Source organism: Priestia sp. RMT2NF4, assembly GCF_047872835.1.
In the GTDB taxonomy this organism is placed as follows: domain Bacteria; phylum Bacillota; class Bacilli; order Bacillales; family Bacillaceae_H; genus Priestia; species Priestia zanthoxyli.
Genome location: NZ_JBLQZO010000003.1, coordinates 1 through 20,277 on the forward strand (window position 1 = coordinate 1; position 20,277 = coordinate 20,277).

Annotated in this window: 10 protein-coding genes and 3 tRNA genes; 12 read left to right on the forward strand and 1 reads right to left on the reverse strand. The window is 39.6% G+C overall.

Translation table 11 applies throughout. The features are described from left to right. Positions 1–79: 79 nt before the first annotated feature. The 5 genes from ACMX9J_RS13580 to aceA all read left to right on the forward strand — a co-directional run bounded on the left by ACMX9J_RS13580 (position 80) and on the right by aceA (position 3,455). Positions 80–156 (forward strand) — tRNA-Ile (locus tag ACMX9J_RS13580). A gap of 3 nt (positions 157–159) precedes the next feature. Then, a tRNA-Asn gene (locus ACMX9J_RS13585) sits at positions 160–234 on the forward strand. A gap of 4 nt (positions 235–238) precedes the next feature. Next, a tRNA-Glu gene (locus ACMX9J_RS13590) sits at positions 239–310 on the forward strand. A gap of 209 nt (positions 311–519) precedes the next feature. Continuing rightward, positions 520–1,779, forward strand: a complete 1,260-nt coding sequence (locus ACMX9J_RS13595) for a M48 family metallopeptidase (RefSeq protein ID WP_098625728.1) — start codon at positions 520–522, stop codon at positions 1,777–1,779. Positions 1,780–2,171: 392 nt separating this feature from the next. Then, on the forward strand, positions 2,172–3,455 hold the full coding sequence (gene aceA, locus ACMX9J_RS13600; protein ID WP_014461647.1) for an isocitrate lyase: 1,284 nt from the start codon (positions 2,172–2,174) through the stop codon (positions 3,453–3,455). 195 nt (positions 3,456–3,650) lie between these two features. On the opposite strand, the gene ACMX9J_RS13605 is transcribed toward aceA, so the two are convergent. Then, entirely contained in the window at positions 3,651–3,887 is a 237-nt protein-coding gene (locus ACMX9J_RS13605; protein WP_028412421.1) for an IDEAL domain-containing protein, read from the reverse strand. Positions 3,888–4,063: 176 nt separating this feature from the next. Here ACMX9J_RS13605 and ACMX9J_RS13610 point away from each other — a divergent pair, with 176 nt between their 5' ends. The 7 genes from ACMX9J_RS13610 to ACMX9J_RS13640 all read left to right on the forward strand — a co-directional run bounded on the left by ACMX9J_RS13610 (position 4,064) and on the right by ACMX9J_RS13640 (position 20,267). Next, positions 4,064–6,043, forward strand: coding sequence for a S9 family peptidase (locus ACMX9J_RS13610; RefSeq protein WP_416225850.1), 1,980 nt, complete (start codon positions 4,064–4,066; stop codon positions 6,041–6,043). Positions 6,044–6,207: 164 nt separating this feature from the next. Next, complete coding sequence (locus ACMX9J_RS13615) at positions 6,208–6,825, forward strand: TVP38/TMEM64 family protein (protein ID WP_028412419.1); 618 nt, start codon at positions 6,208–6,210, stop codon at positions 6,823–6,825. 580 nt (positions 6,826–7,405) lie between these two features. After that, positions 7,406–8,146: a 3-oxoacyl-ACP reductase FabG gene (fabG, locus tag ACMX9J_RS13620; RefSeq protein WP_014461644.1), complete on the forward strand. Its 741-nt coding sequence runs from the start codon at positions 7,406–7,408 to the stop codon at positions 8,144–8,146. Positions 8,147–8,409: 263 nt separating this feature from the next. Beyond that, positions 8,410–11,910, forward strand: a complete 3,501-nt coding sequence (gene addB, locus ACMX9J_RS13625; protein ID WP_416225851.1) for a helicase-exonuclease AddAB subunit AddB — start codon at positions 8,410–8,412, stop codon at positions 11,908–11,910. Continuing rightward, a complete protein-coding gene (gene addA, locus ACMX9J_RS13630; RefSeq protein WP_014461642.1) occupies positions 11,903–15,640 on the forward strand; it encodes a helicase-exonuclease AddAB subunit AddA in 3,738 nt (1,245 codons plus the stop codon). The genes addB and addA overlap by 8 nt, the downstream gene beginning before the upstream one ends. 53 nt (positions 15,641–15,693) lie before the next feature. Continuing rightward, positions 15,694–16,878, forward strand: a complete 1,185-nt coding sequence (locus tag ACMX9J_RS13635; protein WP_416225852.1) for an exonuclease SbcCD subunit D — start codon at positions 15,694–15,696, stop codon at positions 16,876–16,878. Beyond that, positions 16,875–20,267 (forward strand): SbcC/MukB-like Walker B domain-containing protein, encoded by a 3,393-nt coding sequence (locus ACMX9J_RS13640; protein ID WP_416225853.1) that lies wholly within the window; start codon positions 16,875–16,877, stop codon positions 20,265–20,267. Before ACMX9J_RS13635 ends, ACMX9J_RS13640 begins: the two co-directional genes overlap by 4 nt. The last annotated feature ends 10 nt before the right edge of the window (positions 20,268–20,277 follow it).

A 20,277-nucleotide genomic window follows, 5' to 3' on the forward strand; every position in this document is an offset into this window, starting at 1 on the left:
CGGGTGTAGTTTAGTGGTAAAACCTCAGCCTTCCAAGCTGATGTCGTGAGTTCGATTCTCATCACCCGCTCCAAATAATGGGCCTATAGCTCAGCTGGTTAGAGCGCACGCCTGATAAGCGTGAGGTCGGTGGTTCGAGTCCACTTAGGCCCACCATATTCCACAGTAGCTCAGTGGTAGAGCTATCGGCTGTTAACCGATCGGTCGTAGGTTCGAGTCCTACCTGTGGAGCCATACTGGCCCGTTGGTCAAGCGGTTAAGACACCGCCCTTTCACGGCGGTAACACGGGTTCGAATCCCGTACGGGTCATCTCAAAAGCAGTTTGCATATGCAAACTGCTTTTTTTGTTTGTAAACAGAGTTTAGACAAAAGAATAAACTCTATTTTTCGTTTTTCTATGATTTTCTCTTCACAATTTGCATTTCCTATAGTACATCTCTAAACGCTTGTTCTAAATTTCGAAAAAAAACCTACAATAGTAATAACAGAATACTGTTTGTACAAAAGGAGGGGAATACGTGAAAAAAATTGTTTTGTGGTCCATCGGAGTTTTTCTTGTGTATGCAGCTTGTATATGGGTGTATTTATTTTATATAAGTGACACCTCTATTCCACAATCATTAAAAGGTACCAGCGTGGATCCGGCTACGTTTATGAATGCAAGAGAACTTATGTTAACCGAAAAATATTCAAAGATTAGAGATGCGCTCTTTTTTATCCGAATTCCATATGAGTGGTTAGGGTTTATTTTAATTTTAGTGTTAGGTGTGTCTAAGAAAGTGAATAAGTGGTCTAAAGACGTCAGCCGTTTCAGTCTTCTCCAAACTGCTATTTATGTATTTTGGTTATCTGTTCTGCTGCTGATCTACTCTTTTCCTATGGACTGGATTAGCTATAAGCTTTCAACGGCTTACCATATTACGACGCAACCTTTCCGAGGATGGATGAAAGATCTTTTTACAGATTTTTGGGTGAACTATGCCACGATGTTTTTAGTGATTGCTGTGTTATATGCATTCATTCGTAAGTTTTCAAAAAGATGGTGGCTGTATGCGTGGCTAGTATCTATTCCATTTACGCTATTTTTGACGTTTATTCAACCAGTGGTTATCGATCCGTTATATAACGATTTTTATCCATTAAAGAATAAAGAGCTGGAGACGAAAATTTTGCATTTAGCAGATGAAGCTCATATACCTGCTAAGCATGTATATGAAGTAAACATGTCTGAAAAAACGAACTCTCTCAATGCATATGTAACGGGAATAGGTTCTAATTCAAGAATTGTGTTATGGGATACTACTCTTAATAAATTGACGGAACGTGAAATTTTGTTTATCATGGCGCACGAAATGGGTCACTATGTGAAGAAACATATTTATGTAGGGATTGCTTCAGCCTTAGTTTTATCGATTGTAGGTTTATGGCTAACGAAACATTTAGCTAGCTTTGTGATTAAGAGATGGGGGAAAGCATTAAAAATCACTTCTCTTAGTGATTTAAATTCATTACCGCTTATTCTACTTATTTTTTCTGTGCTCACATTTGCTGTAAGTCCTTTAACAAATATGCAGTCGCGTCATCATGAACTTCAATCTGACACGTACGCCATGGACTTAACAGGAGATAAACAAGCTGCTATTAAAACATTTCAGGATTTAACAAAATCAGGACTGTCCCAGGTGAATCCGCCGTATTTAGTGAAAATTTTTCGATATGGTCATCCAACAATATTGGAAAGAATTTCATTTGTTGAGAAGTATGAAAGAAATGAATAAGTGATATAAGAAAAAGTAAAGGATATATGAAGCCTTTTATACGTAGGTATTAATAGAAAAGCCTCCTTGCGAGTAGGAAAAAAATTCTAAAAGGAGGTTTCATTTTCGAAAGTACTGTTATATAATAACGTATGTAAAATAAAAACTGTTTTATAACAATAGGGAGGAATAGTTATTTGTGATTGAAAAGATAGCAGTCTAAATTCTCAGCGTATATTCACCTCAGCTAAGTCTTACTACATGTCCTTCAACTACTTACTTATTTCATCTACGTTCTCTCTAACACTATGGCAAACTGCTAATTTACTTCATCATGAAACAGACATATTCTAACTGCTGCGTTTTATATTTTTATGAATATAGAATTTTAAATTCATTAGGGGGTATAAAGAATGAAAGACATTCGTGTAAAAAACCTTGAAGAGAACTGGAAAAGCGATGAGCGTTGGAAAGGAATTGAACGTCCATATTCTGCAGAAAAAGTCATTGGGCTAAGAGGGTCCATTGATATTGAACATACGCTTGCTAGAAGAGGAGCCGAAAAGTTCTGGAACTTATTAAAAACAGAGCCATACGTTCATGCATTAGGAGCTTTAACAGGAAATCAAGCAGTACAACAGGTAAAAGCGGGGTTAAAAGCAATTTACTTAAGCGGATGGCAAGTAGCTGCAGATGCAAATCTTTCAGGAAACATGTATCCTGATCAAAGTTTATACCCGGCAAACAGCGTGCCGCATGTTGTGAAACGAATCAATCAAGCGCTGCAGCGTGCCGATCAAATTCAGCATTTAGAAGGAGAAGGGGATATCGATTACTTTGCTCCAATTGTAGCAGATGCAGAAGCAGGGTTTGGAGGACAGTTAAACGTATTTGAACTAATGAAAGGAATGATTGAGTCGGGAGCATCTGCCGTACACTTTGAAGATCAATTATCCTCTGAGAAAAAGTGTGGCCACCTTGGCGGCAAGGTATTGCTGCCAACTCAGACCGCTGTGAAAAATTTGATTGCTGCTCGTTTAGCTGCTGATGTAATGGGTGTTCCAACACTTCTGATTGCTCGTACCGATGCTGATGCCGCTGATTTAATTACAAGTGATGTTGATCCTGTAGATCGCCAGTTTATTACAGGTGAACGCACCGCTGAAGGTTTTTATCGCACGAGAGCCGGAATCGATCAAGCTATTGCTCGTGGCTTAGCATATGCGCCATATGCTGATCTAGTATGGTGTGAAACGTCTGAACCAAACTTGGAACAAGCACAAAAATTTGCAGATGCTATTCATGAAAAATTCCCAGGTAAAATGCTTGCTTATAACTGTTCACCATCTTTCAACTGGAAGAAAAAATTAGATAAGAAAACGATTGAAAAGTTCCAAAGAGAAATCGCAAAAATGGGCTACAAATTCCAATTCGTTACGCTTGCTGGCTTCCATGCTTTAAATCACAGCATGTTTGAGCTGGCACGAGGATATAAAACAAGAGGAATGGCAGCTTATTCAGAGTTACAAGAGAGAGAGTTTGCTAGTGAAATAAATGGATATACTGCTACAAGACATCAGCGTGAAGTAGGAACGGGTTATTTTGATGAAGTGGCGCAAGTAGTTTCTGGTGGGACTTCCTCTACCACAGCTTTAAAAGGTTCAACGGAAGAAGAGCAGTTTCAGGCACATAAATAACAAAAAATCTATGAGTGGAACGGTTAGTTACTTCCACTCATAGGAAAAATCCTAACAAAAAAGATTCTTACATCTGTAAGAATCTTTTTTTATGTAGTAAACACGATTTAACAGACAGCTGTTCTTCCTGAGAAGAAAGTATCTGCCTGTTAAACGTACATATAAATCATTAACATGAATGAACTTCTTGAAATATTAAGTAGATGTTTGAAGTAAGGATTGGTACTGTGCTGATAGCTCATAAAAAGCAGTTTCATCACGTTGATCTAATGCCGTGTTAATGTTTGTTTCTAACAGTTCTTTTTGACGCTTAAAAAGCGATTCATCAATTACCATTTCGATATAAACATCCAACATACTCACAGTATCAATTACTTTTTTCTTGCGAGCGAGGGACTTCATCATTTCCGTGTACGATTTTTCATTGTTCATACCTCATCACCTCTGCACCCTTTTTATTATTATATAGATTAAAAGAAGAAAAAACAACTAATTTTCTAAATTTTTAGATTTTTATTTTTAGAAATGATAAAGTAAGAGGGAAACGCTACTTTCGTTTTTATCGATTGGCTATTTGGTTTAAAAATGAATCCTTGGGGGCGAAGAAATTGAATCATTTAAAAAAGCGTACGGTAACGGTAGAGGATTTGTATGAATTGAAGTCTGTGTATAACCCTCAGATTTCTCCAGATGGAAAAAGTGTAGTTTATACGGTTCGAGAAACGAAAAAAATAGAAAACGGTTATGAGACGCAGCTGTTTATGTTAGATCTTGAAACAAAAAAAACAAAGCAATTGACGTATTATAAAGGAAATAATCATTCTCCCGCCTGGTCTCCTGACGGCAGGTGGATTGCTTTTTTATCAGATCGCAGTCAAACCGTTCAGCTCTATCTATTAGCAGCGACAGGCGGGGAAGCAGAAGCACTCACAGATTGTGAAAAAGGCGTTAGTAATCCCGTATGGTCTCCTTATAGTGATGAAATTATGTTTTCTACAAAAGTAGAAGAAAAAGCTGTAAGAGTTGAACAAAATCATGAGCATCCTCAGCCATACGAAGTGGAACGTTTGTTGTATAAATCCGATGCTAGCGGCTATTTAAAAGGTGAATATACGCAAGTTGCGGTCGTTAAACTTAAAAATAAAGAAGTGACGTTTTTAACGGATGGACCTTATCATCACTCTGTAGGATGCTGGGCCCCTGATGCAAATTCAATTGTATTTTGCAGCAGCCGAGGAGAGAATCCGGATTTATCGTTAACCATGGACGTGTTTATTTTGCATCGTGATACTAAAAAGTTAACATCTATTACAGCAGAAACAGGATATTTTCATCAAGTTTCGTGGTCACCAGATGGGTCATACATAGCTTACATTGGAAATGAACGTACATACGGATCGGCTTCAATGAATGACATATATATTTATCAGGTCTCCAATCAAAAAACAGCTTGTATCACTGCAGGTATAGACTTAGAAATAGGAGATATGGTAGCAGGAGATTTTCACTTTGGAAGAACCGCAGCGGGAATTATGTGGAGCAGTAAGGAAGAATTTTATTTTGTCGTAAGTGAAAAGGGTTCTGTAGGCATATATAAAGGAAATGTAAATGGAAAGTTAGACTCTGTGCTTATGGATAATGCTCACGTATACGGGGTATCTGTTCTTCCCAACGGTGAGGAAGCTATCGTAGCAATCAGTACATTTACACATCCCGGAGATCTTTATTCTTTAAATTTAAAAACAGAGGAACTAGTGAAGCTGACAAACGTTAATGATTCATTTTTAAAGCATGTGCAGTTAACGGAAGCAGAATCTTTTTGCGCGACTGCCACGGACGGTATACATATCTACAGTTGGGTCGTAAAAGCGGCTGCTGCCAACGATGTATCTCCAACCATTTTAGAAATTCACGGAGGTCCGCATCTTATGTATGGTCATACATTTATGTTTGAATTTCAAGTGCTTGCATCAAAAGGGTTCAATATCCTCTTTTCTAATCCAAGAGGCGGAAGAGGATATGGTCAAGCCTTTACAGATGCCGTTCGAGGAGATTACGGAGGCATGGATTATATGGATTTGATGGCAGTAACCGACGAAGCAATTAACCGCTACTCTTATATTAATGAAGATAAACTTGGCGTAACAGGAGGAAGCTACGGAGGATTTATGACAAACTGGATTGTAGGAAGTACAAATCGGTTTAAAGCAGCGGTGACGCAACGGTCTATTTCAAATTGGACGAGTTTTTACGGCGTTAGTGATATTGGCTATTATTTTACCGAATGGGAATTGAAAGCTGATATTTATGAGAATCCGGAAAAACTTTGGAACCACTCGCCGCTTCGTTTAGCGGAGAACGTGAAAACACCGCTGTTAATCTTGCATAGCGAACAGGATTATAGATGTCCAATTGAACAAGCTGAACAGCTTTATGTGGCACTAAAAAGAAAAGATAAAGAAGTAGAATTTATTCGTTTTCCTCAGTCTAACCATGAACTTTCTAGAAGCGGTAAGCCTAATTTACGAACGGCGAGACTAAAATATTTAACCAGCTGGTTTAAACGTTATTTGCAGCAGTCTAAGTAAAAGCACATGTTGTTCTAGAGGTTCTGCTCGTGTAAGTAAGGGCTGGCTATATGGCAAGCGCAACAGGGCAGAAAAGATAAAACGCTGTAAAACTTTTGTTTGGTAAAGGAAAGTAGTACAATAAGTGAAAAGTAGCACAGTTGTTTAAATAAGGAGAACATTCGATGGATTTTGAAACATTAAAGCATTATTTGACATTAGACGGCGTCCTCGAGTTATTAAAACAATATCAATCATTTGGGATCATTCCCGGACTGCTGTTGCCTATTTTAGAAGCGTTTATCCCTATCTTGCCGCTTTTTGCGTTTGTAATGGCTAATGCTGCTGCCTTTGGCTTATGGTTAGGCTTTTTAATTTCATGGATCGGGAGCTGCGTTGGATCACTGCTTGTCTTTTTGATTTTTAGAAAATACGGACAGGCGAGGTTTTTACATTTTATCAGCCGCCATGCGCAAATTCGAAAGATTATGATTTGGGTGGAAAGACACGGTTTTGGACCGCTGTTTATTATGCTTTGTTTCCCCTTTACGCCGTCTTCAGCGATTAATGTAGTAGCTGGACTATCACGTGTCAGTATGGCTCAGTTTATGCTTGCTGTATTAGCGGGTAAAATGGTCATGATATTTATGATGAGCTTTATTGGGGCCGATTTTGTTTCATTTGTGAAACAGCCTTTAAAAGCAGTACTTGTTTTAGTGATCATTTTTGTCCTATGGCTTGTTGGAAAGCAAATTGAACGAAGATTAAATGAAAAATCTAAAGTGAAACAGTATGACAAATAGTTTGTTTATATATAACAAATAGTGATGAAAGACTGCTTTTTAATAGGCAGTCTTTTGTTATACATACAGCAGAAGAGGGTATTGTAAACTATGGAAAAACCTTTTCTTATAGGAATACAGCAGCATTTTTGAAAGGTTTTTTGCCTTTTTCTTAAAGAAGTTATTTGTCTGTTTATTCGGTTGGTAGAACAATGCACATACAGAGTATCTGTCTAGTAATGAACAAGTTTTTTGTTTATCAATTGTGAAAAATATGCTAAAATAAAAGAAAAAACTGGGAATAAATTAGACGTCTATTCCTAGTTGCACCTAAGTAATGAACCCTTTGTTTTCTAGAGATATACATGTTTTTTCTCAACATGTATTATCACCTCATGTATTTCAAAACGTTTTCTTAAAAATTATATGAATGATTTTTGAGCTTGACTACTAAGATGTAAGTAGAGGGATCATTACTAGAAAAGCACCGAATGATCATTAAGACGTGCTTGGCGTCGTTTTGAGGAGGGGAATGCGCTACTAAGATTCAAGCGACTTGCTGATTAATCGTTGTTAGTAAGCGTCTTATAGCGCGGGTGACATGAGATTAAAAGATAAAGTGGCAATTATTACGGGTGCAGCAAATGGGTTAGGGTTCGAAGCTTCTCGAATTTTCGCACAAGAGGGTGCAAAGGTCGCTATGGTTGACTACGATGCAAAAGTAGGAGAAGAACGAGCAGCTCAGCTAAAAGAAGAAGGCGGAGATGTAGCATTCTTTCAAGTAAACGTAGCGGATCGAGACAGTGTAGATGCAATGGTAGAAGAAGTCGTGAAACGCTTCTCTAAAATAGATATTTTAATTAATAATGCAGGTATTACCAGAGATGGAATGCTAACTAAATTATCAGTTGAAAATTTTCAAGCGGTCATTAACGTAAACCTTACAGGCGTTTTTCACTGTACGCAAGCCGTTGTACCGCATATGATTGCTCAAGGTAAAGGGAAAATTATCAGCACATCTTCGGTATCCGGCGTATATGGAAATGTTGGTCAAACAAACTATGCGGCGACAAAAGCCGGCGTAGTGGGAATGACAAAAACATGGGCTAAAGAGCTTGGGCGAAAAGGAATTAATGTAAACGCTGTAGCTCCCGGGTTTATTGAGACGGATATGGTGAAGGCGATGCCGGACAAAATCATTGATCAAATGAAATCCACTATTCCTTTACAAAGGTTAGGTCAGCCTTCTGACATTGGTTATGCTTATCTTTATTTAGCCTCTGATGAGTCCAACTATATTAACGGCACAACACTGCATGTAGATGGTGGAATCATGATGTAAAAGTAGAAAATAACTCGCTTTTCTAAAACTTTTCAGTGGTCATTTGGCTACTGAAAAGTTTTTTTGTTGCATCCAGCATTTCACATATGTGCAAAGTGGAATTTTGTCTGCAAGTTCAGTAAAATAATAAGGAGAGAGATAGAGAGATTTAGCTGATTATCACTATAAAATTTTGACGACTGCGTCACGTGTTTGCGTGGCGTTTATCCATTTTGCACTTAAACAACTAAAAATATAGAGAAGAAAAATGAAGGGGTGAAAACGTGGGGCTACAGTTTTTATTAGGACGTTCAGGAAGCGGGAAAACGGAATATCTTTTAAATAGCATGCGCCAAGAGCTGTTAAATGCTCCGCTTGGGCATCCACTTATTTATATTGTACCTGAACAGATGACATTTCAGTCGGAGTATGCGCTTGTTCAAACACCTGGGTTAGAAGGCATGATGCGTGCTCAAGTTTATAGTTTTACACGTCTTGCGTGGCGTATCCTGCAAGAAGTCGGAGGTATTAGCCGCTATCATGTGGATCAAACAGGTATTCATATGATGCTTAAAAAAATTATCGAGCATCAAAAAAAAGAGCTTCGATTGTTTGCGAATTCTTCAGAACAAGCAGGGTTTATTGAAGAACTAGAAAAAATGGTTAAAGAATTTAAACAGTACACGGTAGATGCACCGTCTCTCGAAGAGATGAAGCAAAAACTTCAAGCAGAAGATGAGAAAGTCCTTGCTGATAAATTACATGATTTACATCTCATTTACGGAGAATTAGAAAAACAGCTGATGACAAAATATGTAGATGGAGAAGATTATTTGAAGCTGCTGAGTGAAAAAGTAGTCTCTTCTGCGTACCTTGCTCAAGCAACGATTTATGTAGATGGATTTCATCACTATACTCCTCAAGAATTAACGGTATTAGTAGAGCTGATGAAAGTTTGTAGAGAAGTGAAAATAGCGGTTACTTCTGATTATTCATATCAAGATTTTATTCCAAATGACCTGCACTTGTTTCGATTAACGAGCGAAACGTATCAAGAAATAATGGGCCTGGCGGCTGAAAACGGGATAGAGATTCAAGAGCCAAACGTATTTAATGAACAAAAAAGGCATCAAAACAGTCCAGAGCTTGCCTATTTAGAACGATATTATGATGAACGGCCAACGCCGGAATTTCAGTCAGAGCCCGAGCACATTCAGCTGCTGCCTGCTGTTAGCCGAAGAGCAGAGGTAGAAGGGATTGCGAGAGAAGTGCTGTCGCTTGTGCGTGATCACGGCTATCGCTATCGTGATATTGCCTTGATTGTTAGAAATGCAGAAGACTATCATGACTTGCTTCAAACCATTTTTCGAGATTATGAAATTCCGTACTTTATTGACCAAAAGCGAGCGATGTTTCACCATCCACTCGTTGAATTTATTCGCTCAGTCTTAGAGGTGGTAAGCGGGTCATGGCGATACGAAACCATCTTTCGGGCAGTGAAAACAGACCTTTTATTTCCTTTGTCATCTGATGTGCACCAGCTTCGCGAAGAGATGGATGAATTAGAAAATTACGTACTTGCTTACGGTATTCAAGGATCTAAGTGGACGAGTAAGGAGCCATTTACCTACAGAAAATATCGTTCGCTTGAAGACATGAACCTTGGGAAAACTGACGAAGAGCTTGCTTTTGAGCAAAAAATAAATGAATTAAAAAATATGATTGTTCCTCCTATTTATTCGCTTCAGCAAAAATTAAAACAAGCGAAAATAGGAAAAGAAAAAGCAGAAGCACTCTATCGTTTTTTAACGAATTTAGATATTCCACAAAAGATAGAAGCGCTGCGCAATCGATGTGAAGAAGAAGGAAAGCTTCAAGAAGCAAGAGAGCACGAGCAGGTATGGAAAGCAATTCTTCACTTATTTGATCAGTTTGTTGAAATGATGGGAGAAGAGAAAGTATCGATTTCTTTGTTCGCGGATCTATTTGAGACAGGGCTTGACAGCATGCAGTTTGCACTTGTTCCGCCTGCACTGGATCAAGTGGTTGTGGCAAGTTTTGAGCGTTCGCGTTTATCCGATATCAAAGCAAGCTTTGTGCTAGGCGTAAATGACGGTGTGATTCCAGCTAAACCAAAAAGCGATGGCCTGTTATCTGAGAAAGAGAGAGAGCAGCTGCTTGAATCAGGCTTATTACTTGCGCCAACTGGAAGGCAAAAGCTGTTTGACGAACAATTTCTCATTTATTTAGCACTTTCCAGCTCTTCTGAAAAACTTTATGTTTCGTATCCTCTTGCCAATGAGGAAGGGAAGACTCTGCTGCCTTCACTCGTTATTAATCGATTAAAAGAGCTATTTCCGCTCCTGCAGGAAAAGCTGTTAATGACGGAGCCTACGGATTTAGAAGAAGAAAAGCAAGTTGATTATATAACAAATCCCTTAACGAGCATCGCGCATTTAGCTAGCCAGCTGCAAGGGTGGAAACGCCATTATCCGATGAGTTCCGCTTGGTGGGATGTATATAATTTTTATGTAGAAAATTCAGATTGGAACTCATACAGCGAGAAAGTACTAAGCAGTTTATTTTATAAAAACGAAGCAAAAAGGTTAACAAAGAAAACGAGTCAGCGTCTGTATGGAAAGCATATTCAAGCAAGTGTATCGAGAATGGAGAAATTTGAAGCCTGTCCGTACGCTCATTTTGCTTCTCACGGGCTTAAGCTTAAAGAACGAAAAGTTTTCAAATTAGCAGCTCCTGACATAGGCGAGTTATTTCACGCGGCGCTGAAGATGATTTCAGACGAGCTACGGGGCGGTCAAAAAGAATGGAAGAACTTAACGAGAAAAGACTGTCAGCAGCTTTCTACGGCTGCGGTGCACGAACTTGCTCCGCGCTTACAAAACGAGATTTTATTGAGCTCTAATCGTCACCATTATTTAACGCATAAGCTGCAGCAAATTATTGAACGGGCGTCGCTTGTGTTAAGTGAGCACGCTAAGGTGAGTGGGTTTGTTCCTGTTGGATTGGAGCTTGGATTTGGACCTAGCGCGGAGCTGCCTTCTATGCAGTTTACACTGCCAAATGGCCATACGATGGAACTCGTTGGTCGAATTGACAGGGTAGATAAAGCGGAAAGCTCCAAAGGACTTTTACTGCGTATTGTCGACTATAAATCAAGCGATAAAGCATTAAACTTAGTGGAAGTGTACTACGGTTTATCTCTTCAAATTTTAGCTTATTTAGACATAGTCGTGACGTATGCTGAACAGCTTCTTCATGATAATAGAGGAGCATTGCCTGCTGGCGTTCTTTATTTCCATGTTCATAATCCAATGATCAACAGTACTAAAGCATTACAACCTGATCAAATTGAAGCCGAAATCTTCAAGAAGTTTAAAATGAAAGGACTGCTTTTAGGGGACGAGGAAGCAGTCCGATTAATGGACGAAACGTTAGAATCAGGGCACTCACAGGTTATATCGGCGGGTATTAAAAAGACAGGGGGCTTTTATTCCAATTCTTCGGTTGCGAGCGAAGAAGATTTTACACATCTCCGTCAGTATGTGCGAGGTAAGTTTGTAGAGGCAGGTACTGAGATTACAAATGGAAAAATTGATATTTCGCCTTATAAGCTAAAAGATAAAACACCATGTGCGTTTTGTGAATACCGCTCAATCTGTCAGTTCGATGAATCAATGGAAAACAACGAATATCGTCAGCTTAGTACAGAGAGTCAAAATGTTATTTTAGATAAAATTCGAGAGGAGGCCAAACGAGATGAGTGAAGATATACACGTAAAACCGGCCGACTCCCAGTGGACGGATGATCAGTGGAACGCCATTGTTTCATCCGGTCAAGATATATTAGTAGCCGCGGCGGCTGGCTCAGGAAAAACAGCGGTTTTAGTCGAACGTATTATTAAAAAGATTACGATGGGCGAGGAACCAATCGATGTTGATAGATTACTAGTTGCTACGTTTACAAATGCTTCTGCAGCCGAAATGAGAAATCGAATTGGAGAAGCATTGGAAAAAGAGTTAAAAAAGAATCCATCTTCTTTACACTTGCGCAGACAGCTTAATTTATTAAACCGTGCGTCGATTTCTACGCTTCATTCTTTTTGTTTAGAAGTCATTCGTACGTATTATTATATGATTGATGTAGACCCTGGTTTTCGAATTGCGGATGATACGGAAGCAGAGCTCCTTCGTGAAGAAGTATTGGAAGAACTGTTTGAAGAGCAGTACAGTATTGAACAGAACGAGCGATTCTTTGATTTAATTGATCGTTATACAAGCGACAGAAATGACTTAGATATTCAGCTTATGGTAAGAAAGCTATATGACTTTGCACGATCTAATCCCGACCCAAACGGATGGCTTAAAATGATTGTGAGTCAATATGATGTCACAGAGGACTCTTCTATTGATTCACTTCCGTTTCTGTCTTTTCTTTTACAAGAAGTAACAACGCAGCTCATGGGCATTGAGTCGATTTTAAAACAGGGCTTAGAGCTAACAAAGCTGCCGGGAGGGCCTGCTCCTCGCGCTGTTAATGCAGAGGAAGACTTGGCTCAAATTCATCGGCTGCTCAGCGCTTCTAAGCATTCTTTTGCTGATTTGCATGAAGAAATGCAGAGTTTGAATTTTACTCGTTTAAAGCCATGTAAAGGAGATGCGTACGACTCGCAGCTTTTAGATGATTTTGGAGAGCTTCGCAAAAAAGCGAAAACAAGCCTTGAGAAGCTTCATGCTGATTTGTTTTCTAGGCCTTTGCACGGCTACATGGCTGATTTTGAAAAAATGAAGCCCGTTATTGAAACGCTAATCTTTTTAGTTCAGCGCTTCGGTGAACGATATGAACACATCAAAAAAGAGAAAGGTTTAGTGGACTTTTCTGATTTAGAGCATTATTGCCTGCAAATCTTGAGTGTAAAAGAAGACGGGGTGCTTAAGCCTTCGTCCATTGCTCAAAAATATCGCACTCAGTTTGAAGAGGTGCTTGTTGACGAATATCAAGATACAAATATGGTTCAAGAAACACTAATTAAATTAGTGACGAGAGATAGTGAAGAACAAGGGAATTTATTTATGGTTGGAGATGTAAAACAATCCATTTACCGCTTTCGTTTAGCGGAGCCATTTTTGTTTTTGACGAAGTACAAGCGATTTACGCAAGATGGACGACAATTTGGAAAACGTATTGACTTAAATAAAAACTTCCGAAGTCGTTCTCAAGTGCTTGACGCCACAAACTTTATTTTTAACCAGCTGATGGATGAAGAAGTAGGAGAAATTGCATATGACGATGATGCTTCTTTAAAATTAGGAGCATCGTATCCAAAAGTGGAAGGAATGGAAACGGAGCTTCTGCTGATTGCAAAAGAAAATGCAGAAGAAGGAGCGGAAGAAGAATCGGATTCTTCTCTCGTCGCGTTTTCAGAAGCAGAGCTTGAAACGGCTCAGTTAGAGGCAAGAGCAATGGCGCGCAAAATCAAAGAACTCGTTCAAAACCGTTTTCAAATATATGATCGCAAGCTCGATATCATGAGAAACGTAACGTATCGTGACTTTGTTATTTTGCTTCGTTCCATGCCTTGGGCTGCGCAGATTATGGATGAATTTAAACAAGAAGGCGTGCCGATTTATGCGGATTTATCAACAGGCTATTTTGATGCTACTGAAGTGATGATTATGATGTCTTTATTAAAAGTAGTAGATAACCCGCATCAAGACATTCCGTTAGCTTCTGTTCTTCGCTCACCGGTAGTAGGGCTTTCAGATGAAGAGTTGGCTACACTGAGAGCAGAGCAAAAGAAAGGAACGTATTATGATGCGTTGAAAACGTACTTAGCGGTTTCAGATGATGAAGAACTTCGCGATAAAGTGAAATATTTCTATGAGCAGTTAAAAGCATGGAGAACACAAGCTAGACAAAGCTCTTTGTCAGAACTAGTATGGCAAATTTACCGCGACACGGGTTTCTTTGAATTTGTTGGCGGACTTCCTGGCGGGAAACAGCGTCAAGCCAATTTACGTGCTCTTTACGATCGCGCTCGCCAGTATGAGGCGACTTCATTTAGAGGTCTGTTCCGCTTTTTACGCTTTATTGAACGGATGCAGGATCGAGGGAACGATTTAGGAGCTGCTCGAGCGCTGGGAGAACAAGAAGATGTGGTGCGTTTGATGACGATCCACAGCAGTAAAGGTCTTGAGTTTCCTGTCGTTTTTGTAGCTGGTCTTGCTCGTCAGTTTAACTTAATGGACTTGAATAAAGCATATTTACTCGATAAAGAACTAGGTTTTGGATCTAAATATATTGATCCAAAACTGCGTATTACGTACCCGACTCTTCTTCAGCAGACCATGAAGAAAAAAATGAAAAAAGAAAGCATGGCAGAAGAAATGCGGGTATTATACGTAGCTTTGACGCGTGCGAAAGAAAAGCTTATTTTAGTCGGAACAGTAAAAGATGCACCAGAAAAGCTTAGACAGTGGAGCTCTGTTATGGCACATGAAGATTGGACGCTTCCAGCTCACGTGAGAAGAGATGCAAAATGTTATTTAGACTGGATTGGACCTTCTTTAATTCGTCACCAAAATGTTAGTCACATGGTTGAAGGAGAGGTCCAGCCGGCTGAGATGGTTCATCAGCATGCTTCAAGCTGGAAACTTTCAACGTTATTAGCGGTTGATTTAGCCGAACAGCCTCTTGAAGAGCAGCAGCATCATGAAGAGCTCTTGAACGCTCTTCAAAAGCATGAGCCAGTTTCAGAGTCCAGCGATTATAAAGACGAAGTGTATAGACGATTAAATTGGTCTTATGATTATCGTGTAGCTTCCGTTCATCGTTCGAAGCAATCTGTTTCTGAACTAAAAAGGCAGCAGCAGCTGACGGATGCAGGTGGAAGCGACGATCTCGTTCGGGGATCTAAAGCACCTCTTGGAAACCGTCCGCTGTTTCTTCAAGAAAAATCTCTCACAGGAGCTGAAAAAGGAACAGCCACACATGCCGTTATGCAGCAGCTTCCATTAAATAAAGCTTATACCCTCGAAATGGTTCAAGACTTTATTCAATCAATGGTTACCAAAGAATTATTGACGCAAGAACAAGCGGATGCCGTTGATGCAAATGATGTAGCAGACTTTTTAGACAGTGACATTGCACAAGGTATTCGAACGGCTCGCAAGGTTTATAGAGAGATGCCTTTTAGTTTAGGTGTCTCGGCTAAAGAAATCTATGATCATTGGGAGCAGGAAGACGAAACGATTTTAGTGCAAGGTATTATTGATTGTTTGTATGAAACGGAAGAAGGCCTCGTTTTACTTGATTTTAAAACGGATAATATTTCGGATCGTTTTGAAGGTGATTTTGAACGAGCAAAACCGTTTCTAATCGAAAGGTACCGCATTCAGTTAGAGCTTTACGCAAAGGCCATTGAGCGGATTGTAAAACAACCTGTGCAGCATCGCTATCTGTACTTTTTAGATGGTGGACATGCTGTTGAAATATAAAAAAAGAAGAAGGCGATAGTCTTCTTCTTTTTCACCAATAAGGAGAGAGTAACATGCGTTTATTACATACAGCGGATTGGCATTTGGGGCGAACGTTAGAAGGCCGAAGCCGTCTAGCTGAGCAAGCACAGTTTTTAGATGAACTGGCAGACATTGTGGAAGAGGAAAAGATAGATGCTATTCTCATGGCGGGCGATGCCTTTGATACGGTCAACCCTCCAGCAGCTGCAGAGCAGCTTTTTTACGAAAGTATGTCTAGGCTGAGCAACAATGGTAAACGTCCAATTATTGTTATTGCGGGTAACCATGATAATCCAGATCGGCTTTCGGCAGCTTCTCCATTAGCTGTTCATCAAAATATTACGCTTCTTGGTTTGCCTACTACCGATGTAGAAAGCATTCACATTCCTACATCAGATGAAATATTAAGGGTTGCGGCTCTTCCTTACCCATCTGAATCTAGATTAAAAGAACTGTTAGCAGAAGAAAATGATGAGCTGGCTCTTCGAAATTCATATGATGCCAGAGTAAAAGGTATTTTCGATAAAATGAGTGAGCAGTTTACTACAGATAGCGTTAACATTGCGATGAGCCATATTTACGTAGCAGGAGGAAGTTCAACGGACTCAGAACGTCCAATTGAAGTAGGAGGAGCTTATACGGTGGCGGCAACTAGTTTACCTGCCAACGCTCAATATGTAGCGTTAGGGCATTTGCATCGTCCGCAAATGATCAATCGCGCCCACACTCTGGCAAGGTATTCCGGTTCACCTCTTGCTTACAGCTTTTCGGAGTCAGGATACGCAAAGTCGGTTACCATTTTAGATGCTAAGCCAGGAAAAGAGGTTGAGATGACTGAAATTCCATTATCTAGCGGAAAGCCCTTGACGCGTTGGAAAGCGAAAAACGGATTGGCAGAAGTATATACATGGCTTGATGAGCAAAAAGATACGCAGGCATGGGTTGATTTAGAAGTTCACGTAGAAGATGCACTTTCACTAGAAGAAATCCATCGTCTTCGCAAGCTTCATCCAGGCTTTATTCATATCCGTCCGGTATTCAAAGCAGAAGAACTAGCACATGAAACACGTTCACAGCGCGAAGTGCCAATCGAAGAACTGTTTACAAAGTTCTACAGCAGGCAAACCGGCGGAGGGGCACCTGATACTGAATTAGTCAAACTGTTTTTAACCTTGATTAACGACGAAGATATATCGGGAAAGGAGGATGAAAAATGAAACCTATTAACTTGACCGTTTCGGGGCTTCACAGTTTTAGAGAAAAACAAACTGTCGATTTTGAAGCGCTGTGTTCAGGCGGTGTTTTCGGAATATTTGGTCCTACTGGAAGCGGGAAATCCTCCATTTTGGATGCCATTACACTAGCTTTATACGGAAAAGTAGAGCGTGCAGCTAATAATACACAAGGAATTTTAAATCACGGGGAAAATGAACTGAAAGTATCGTTTACGTTCGAACTGGAAAATGCTAATCATAAAAAACGCTATACTGTTGAACGAAGCTTTAAACGGACGGATGAGCTGCGTGTGAAATCAGCTTCCAGTCGGTTGATTGAAATCGAAGATGAAACGTACGTATTAGCGGATAAAACAAATGATGTAAACCAGCAGGTACAGGAACTTCTTGGTTTAACAATTGATGATTTTACAAGAGCTGTTGTATTACCACAAGGAAAATTTGCGGAGTTTTTATCATTAAAAGGGACGGAGCGTCGTCAAATGCTTCAGCGTCTTTTTAATCTCGAGCAGTACGGGGATCAGCTTAGTAAGAAAATACGCTATCAAGTTCAGCAGCTAAAAACAGACCTAGATAAAATTACGGCAGAACAAACGGGATTAGGTGAAGCTTCAACAGAGAAAGTAACGGAAGCTGAGCAGCTTGTAAGTGATAGCATTGTACTTTTGGAAAAACGAGAAAAAGAAGCGGCTGATTTGCAAGAGCGATACGATCAGCAGGCGTCTCTTTGGAAAGCACAGCAGGAAAAAACATTGCTAGAAGAAAAGCTAGTACATGCTTCTAGACAGGAAGAGGAGATTAAACAAAAGCAGGATGTGCTGACGAAAGCTCAGCAGGCTGAGCGTCTTTTTCCTTATTTAGAAACATTTGAACAAGCTGAAAAACAGCAGAAGCTTTATGAAGATAAAGTAGAAAATTTAAAAGCACAAATTGTTCAAAAAAGTGAGGAATATAAGCGTTCGAATAGCTTATATGAGCAGGCTCGCTTGTACAAAAATGAACAGCAGCCCAAATTAGTTGTTCAAAAAGAACAGCTTCAACAAGCTTCTGATCTTCAAAAACAAATTAAAGAAGGTCAGCAAGAAATAAAAGAAGCGGAAGTTTCTCTTCAGCAAAAGCAGCAGGCACTTCAAGCGAAAAACGATGAATTAATGGAAGCGGATAAGCGGTATCAGCAAGGCTTGACTCTTCAAAAAGAGTTAAAAGAAGCATTAACAAAGGTGGAGATTCAACCTGATTATCGGCAGGCTGTTCAGCAAGCATTTTACCGTTATCAAGTATGGAATAATGATAAAAAAAATCTAGATGAAGGCCAAAAAACGTATAAAGAAAAAGCGGAACAGCTTCAGCATTTGCATACACAAAAACAGACACACCAAGAGAGATATCAGCAAACAATAGAACAAAGTAAAGCGTTATTTTCAGATATTCAAGGCTTGTATCATACTGTATGTGAGCGGGAAAAAGAGTTTCAGCAGCTTTTTCAACAAGCAGATCGTTTAATGAGCGATCTAAAAAGACGCAAAGAAAAAGAATGGTCACGCCGTCTGGCTCATCAATTAGCTGAGCAGCTGACCCAAGGAGAGCCTTGTCCAGTTTGTGGCTCTGAGCATCATCCTAACCCCGTGTTACACCAACAAGAAGATGACGTCACAACTGAGTCAGCGGATCAGTTCGAAGATCAAGTCAATCAATTGCGTGAACAGCGATTTAGCTATTCGTCGCTCAAAATGCAGCTTGAACAGCTAGCTAAACCTCTTGTTGAAAAAATACCTGAGTTAGCTGAGTTTATGAACGAAGCTGGCGAAGTTTCTGCTTTAGGAGAAATGGGTACAGATGCCTTTGGCCAGTATGCTAAGAAAATAGAAGTTGAAATCAAATCTCTTGAGCAGGATTATTTGCAGGTAAGTGAAAAACAGCAGGCAATTCTAGGGCAGGTACAAAAGGTCCAGCAAAGTCTTGAAAAGATTGAATTAGAGCTTGCTCATTATCAAAAAGAACAAATTAAATTAGAAGGAAAAGTCAATCAGCAAAAACAAACGTTACAAGCAGGAAAAGAAGCTTTTCAACAAGATTATCCTTCCTTTGTATTTGAAGAGATGGAAAAAATTAACGAACAGCTAAATGAGCGAGAAAAAGAAGAGCAGACAATAAAGGCTCGAATTGAAAAAAGCAGCATATTTTTTGAAAATCAGCAAAAGAAAATCGAAGGTCTAAAAGAAGAGAAATATGCGGGCGAAAAAGAATTTACAGAATTAAAAGCAATGCTGTCTCATAAACAATCTCTTGTTCACTCGCAAATTGAACGCTTGCGTACGCTTACAGATCAAGAAGATATTGAACAAGCGCTGCAAAAAACAGTGCACTTACTTACGGAGTTAGAGACGAATGAACAGCAGGCGTATCAGCATTGGCAGACTGTTCAAAAAGCGTATCAAACGCTGCAAATGGATGAAAAAGCAGCGAGCGAATCTCTAGAAACAGCTCATATCCAGTATAAAAAAGCAGCTGAAAAATGGGAAGAAGCTATAGGGAATTCTTTATTCAGCGAAGGAAAAGAAGTTCAGCAAGCTTTGTTATCAAATGATGAGATGAAATTGTTGGATGAAACTGTTCAGGCTTATTGGGACAACATAAAACAGATGAAGTCATCAATTGAACAGTTAAATATCCAGCTGAATCACCAGTCCATAGAAGAGCAGCAATTTGAAGAAACTCAGCAGCTGCTTCATGATATAAAAGCCGCTGTAAAAGAAGCCGTTCAGCTCAAGGGAGCAGCTGAGCAAACGTTAAAAAGCGTCAAAGAACGGCATGAGCGATTTTTAGTGCTTGAACAGGACCGTGAAGAAAAACAAGCGTTATTTGAACAGTATCAAAAGCTTCAAACAGTATTTAAAGGAAATGCTTTCGTCGAATATATTGCTGAAGAACAGCTGATGTCCGTTAGCCGAGATGCTTCAGAGCGTCTGGGTATATTAACACGTCAGCGCTATGCGATTGAAGTTGATTCACAAGGCGGCTTTATCATGAGAGATGATGCAAATGGAGGCGTAAAACGTCCGGTTTCAACTTTATCGGGAGGGGAAACATTTTTAACTTCCCTCGCTCTGGCCCTTTCATTATCTGCACAAATACAGCTAAGAGGAGAATATCCACTGCAGTTTTTCTTTTTAGATGAAGGATTTGGAACGCTTGATGGAGAGCTTCTTGATACCGTGGTTACGGCGCTTGAAAAACTTCAGTCCAATAATTTATCAATTGGAGTCATCAGTCACGTACAAGAACTTCGTGCTCGTCTGCCAAAACGTTTGATTGTTGAGCCGTCCGAGCCTTCTGGCAAAGGAACTAGTGTAAGAGTAGAAACTTTATAGGGAAGGAAAT

What these genes read in the sequence shown, in the direction of transcription:
- aceA (WP_014461647.1), top strand. Translation starts at nt 2,172, where the DNA reads ATGAAAGACATTCGTGTAAAAAACCTTGAAGAGAACTGGAAAAGCGAT.
- ACMX9J_RS13605 (WP_028412421.1), bottom strand. Translation starts at nt 3,887, where the DNA reads ATGAACAATGAAAAATCGTACACGGAAATGATGAAGTCCCTCGCTCGC.
- ACMX9J_RS13615 (WP_028412419.1), top strand. Translation starts at nt 6,208, where the DNA reads ATGGATTTTGAAACATTAAAGCATTATTTGACATTAGACGGCGTCCTC.
- fabG (WP_014461644.1), top strand. Translation starts at nt 7,406, where the DNA reads ATGAGATTAAAAGATAAAGTGGCAATTATTACGGGTGCAGCAAATGGG.
- addA (WP_014461642.1), top strand. Translation starts at nt 11,903, where the DNA reads ATGAGTGAAGATATACACGTAAAACCGGCCGACTCCCAGTGGACGGAT.
- ACMX9J_RS13635 (WP_416225852.1), top strand. Translation starts at nt 15,694, where the DNA reads ATGCGTTTATTACATACAGCGGATTGGCATTTGGGGCGAACGTTAGAA.
- ACMX9J_RS13640 (WP_416225853.1), top strand. Translation starts at nt 16,875, where the DNA reads ATGAAACCTATTAACTTGACCGTTTCGGGGCTTCACAGTTTTAGAGAA.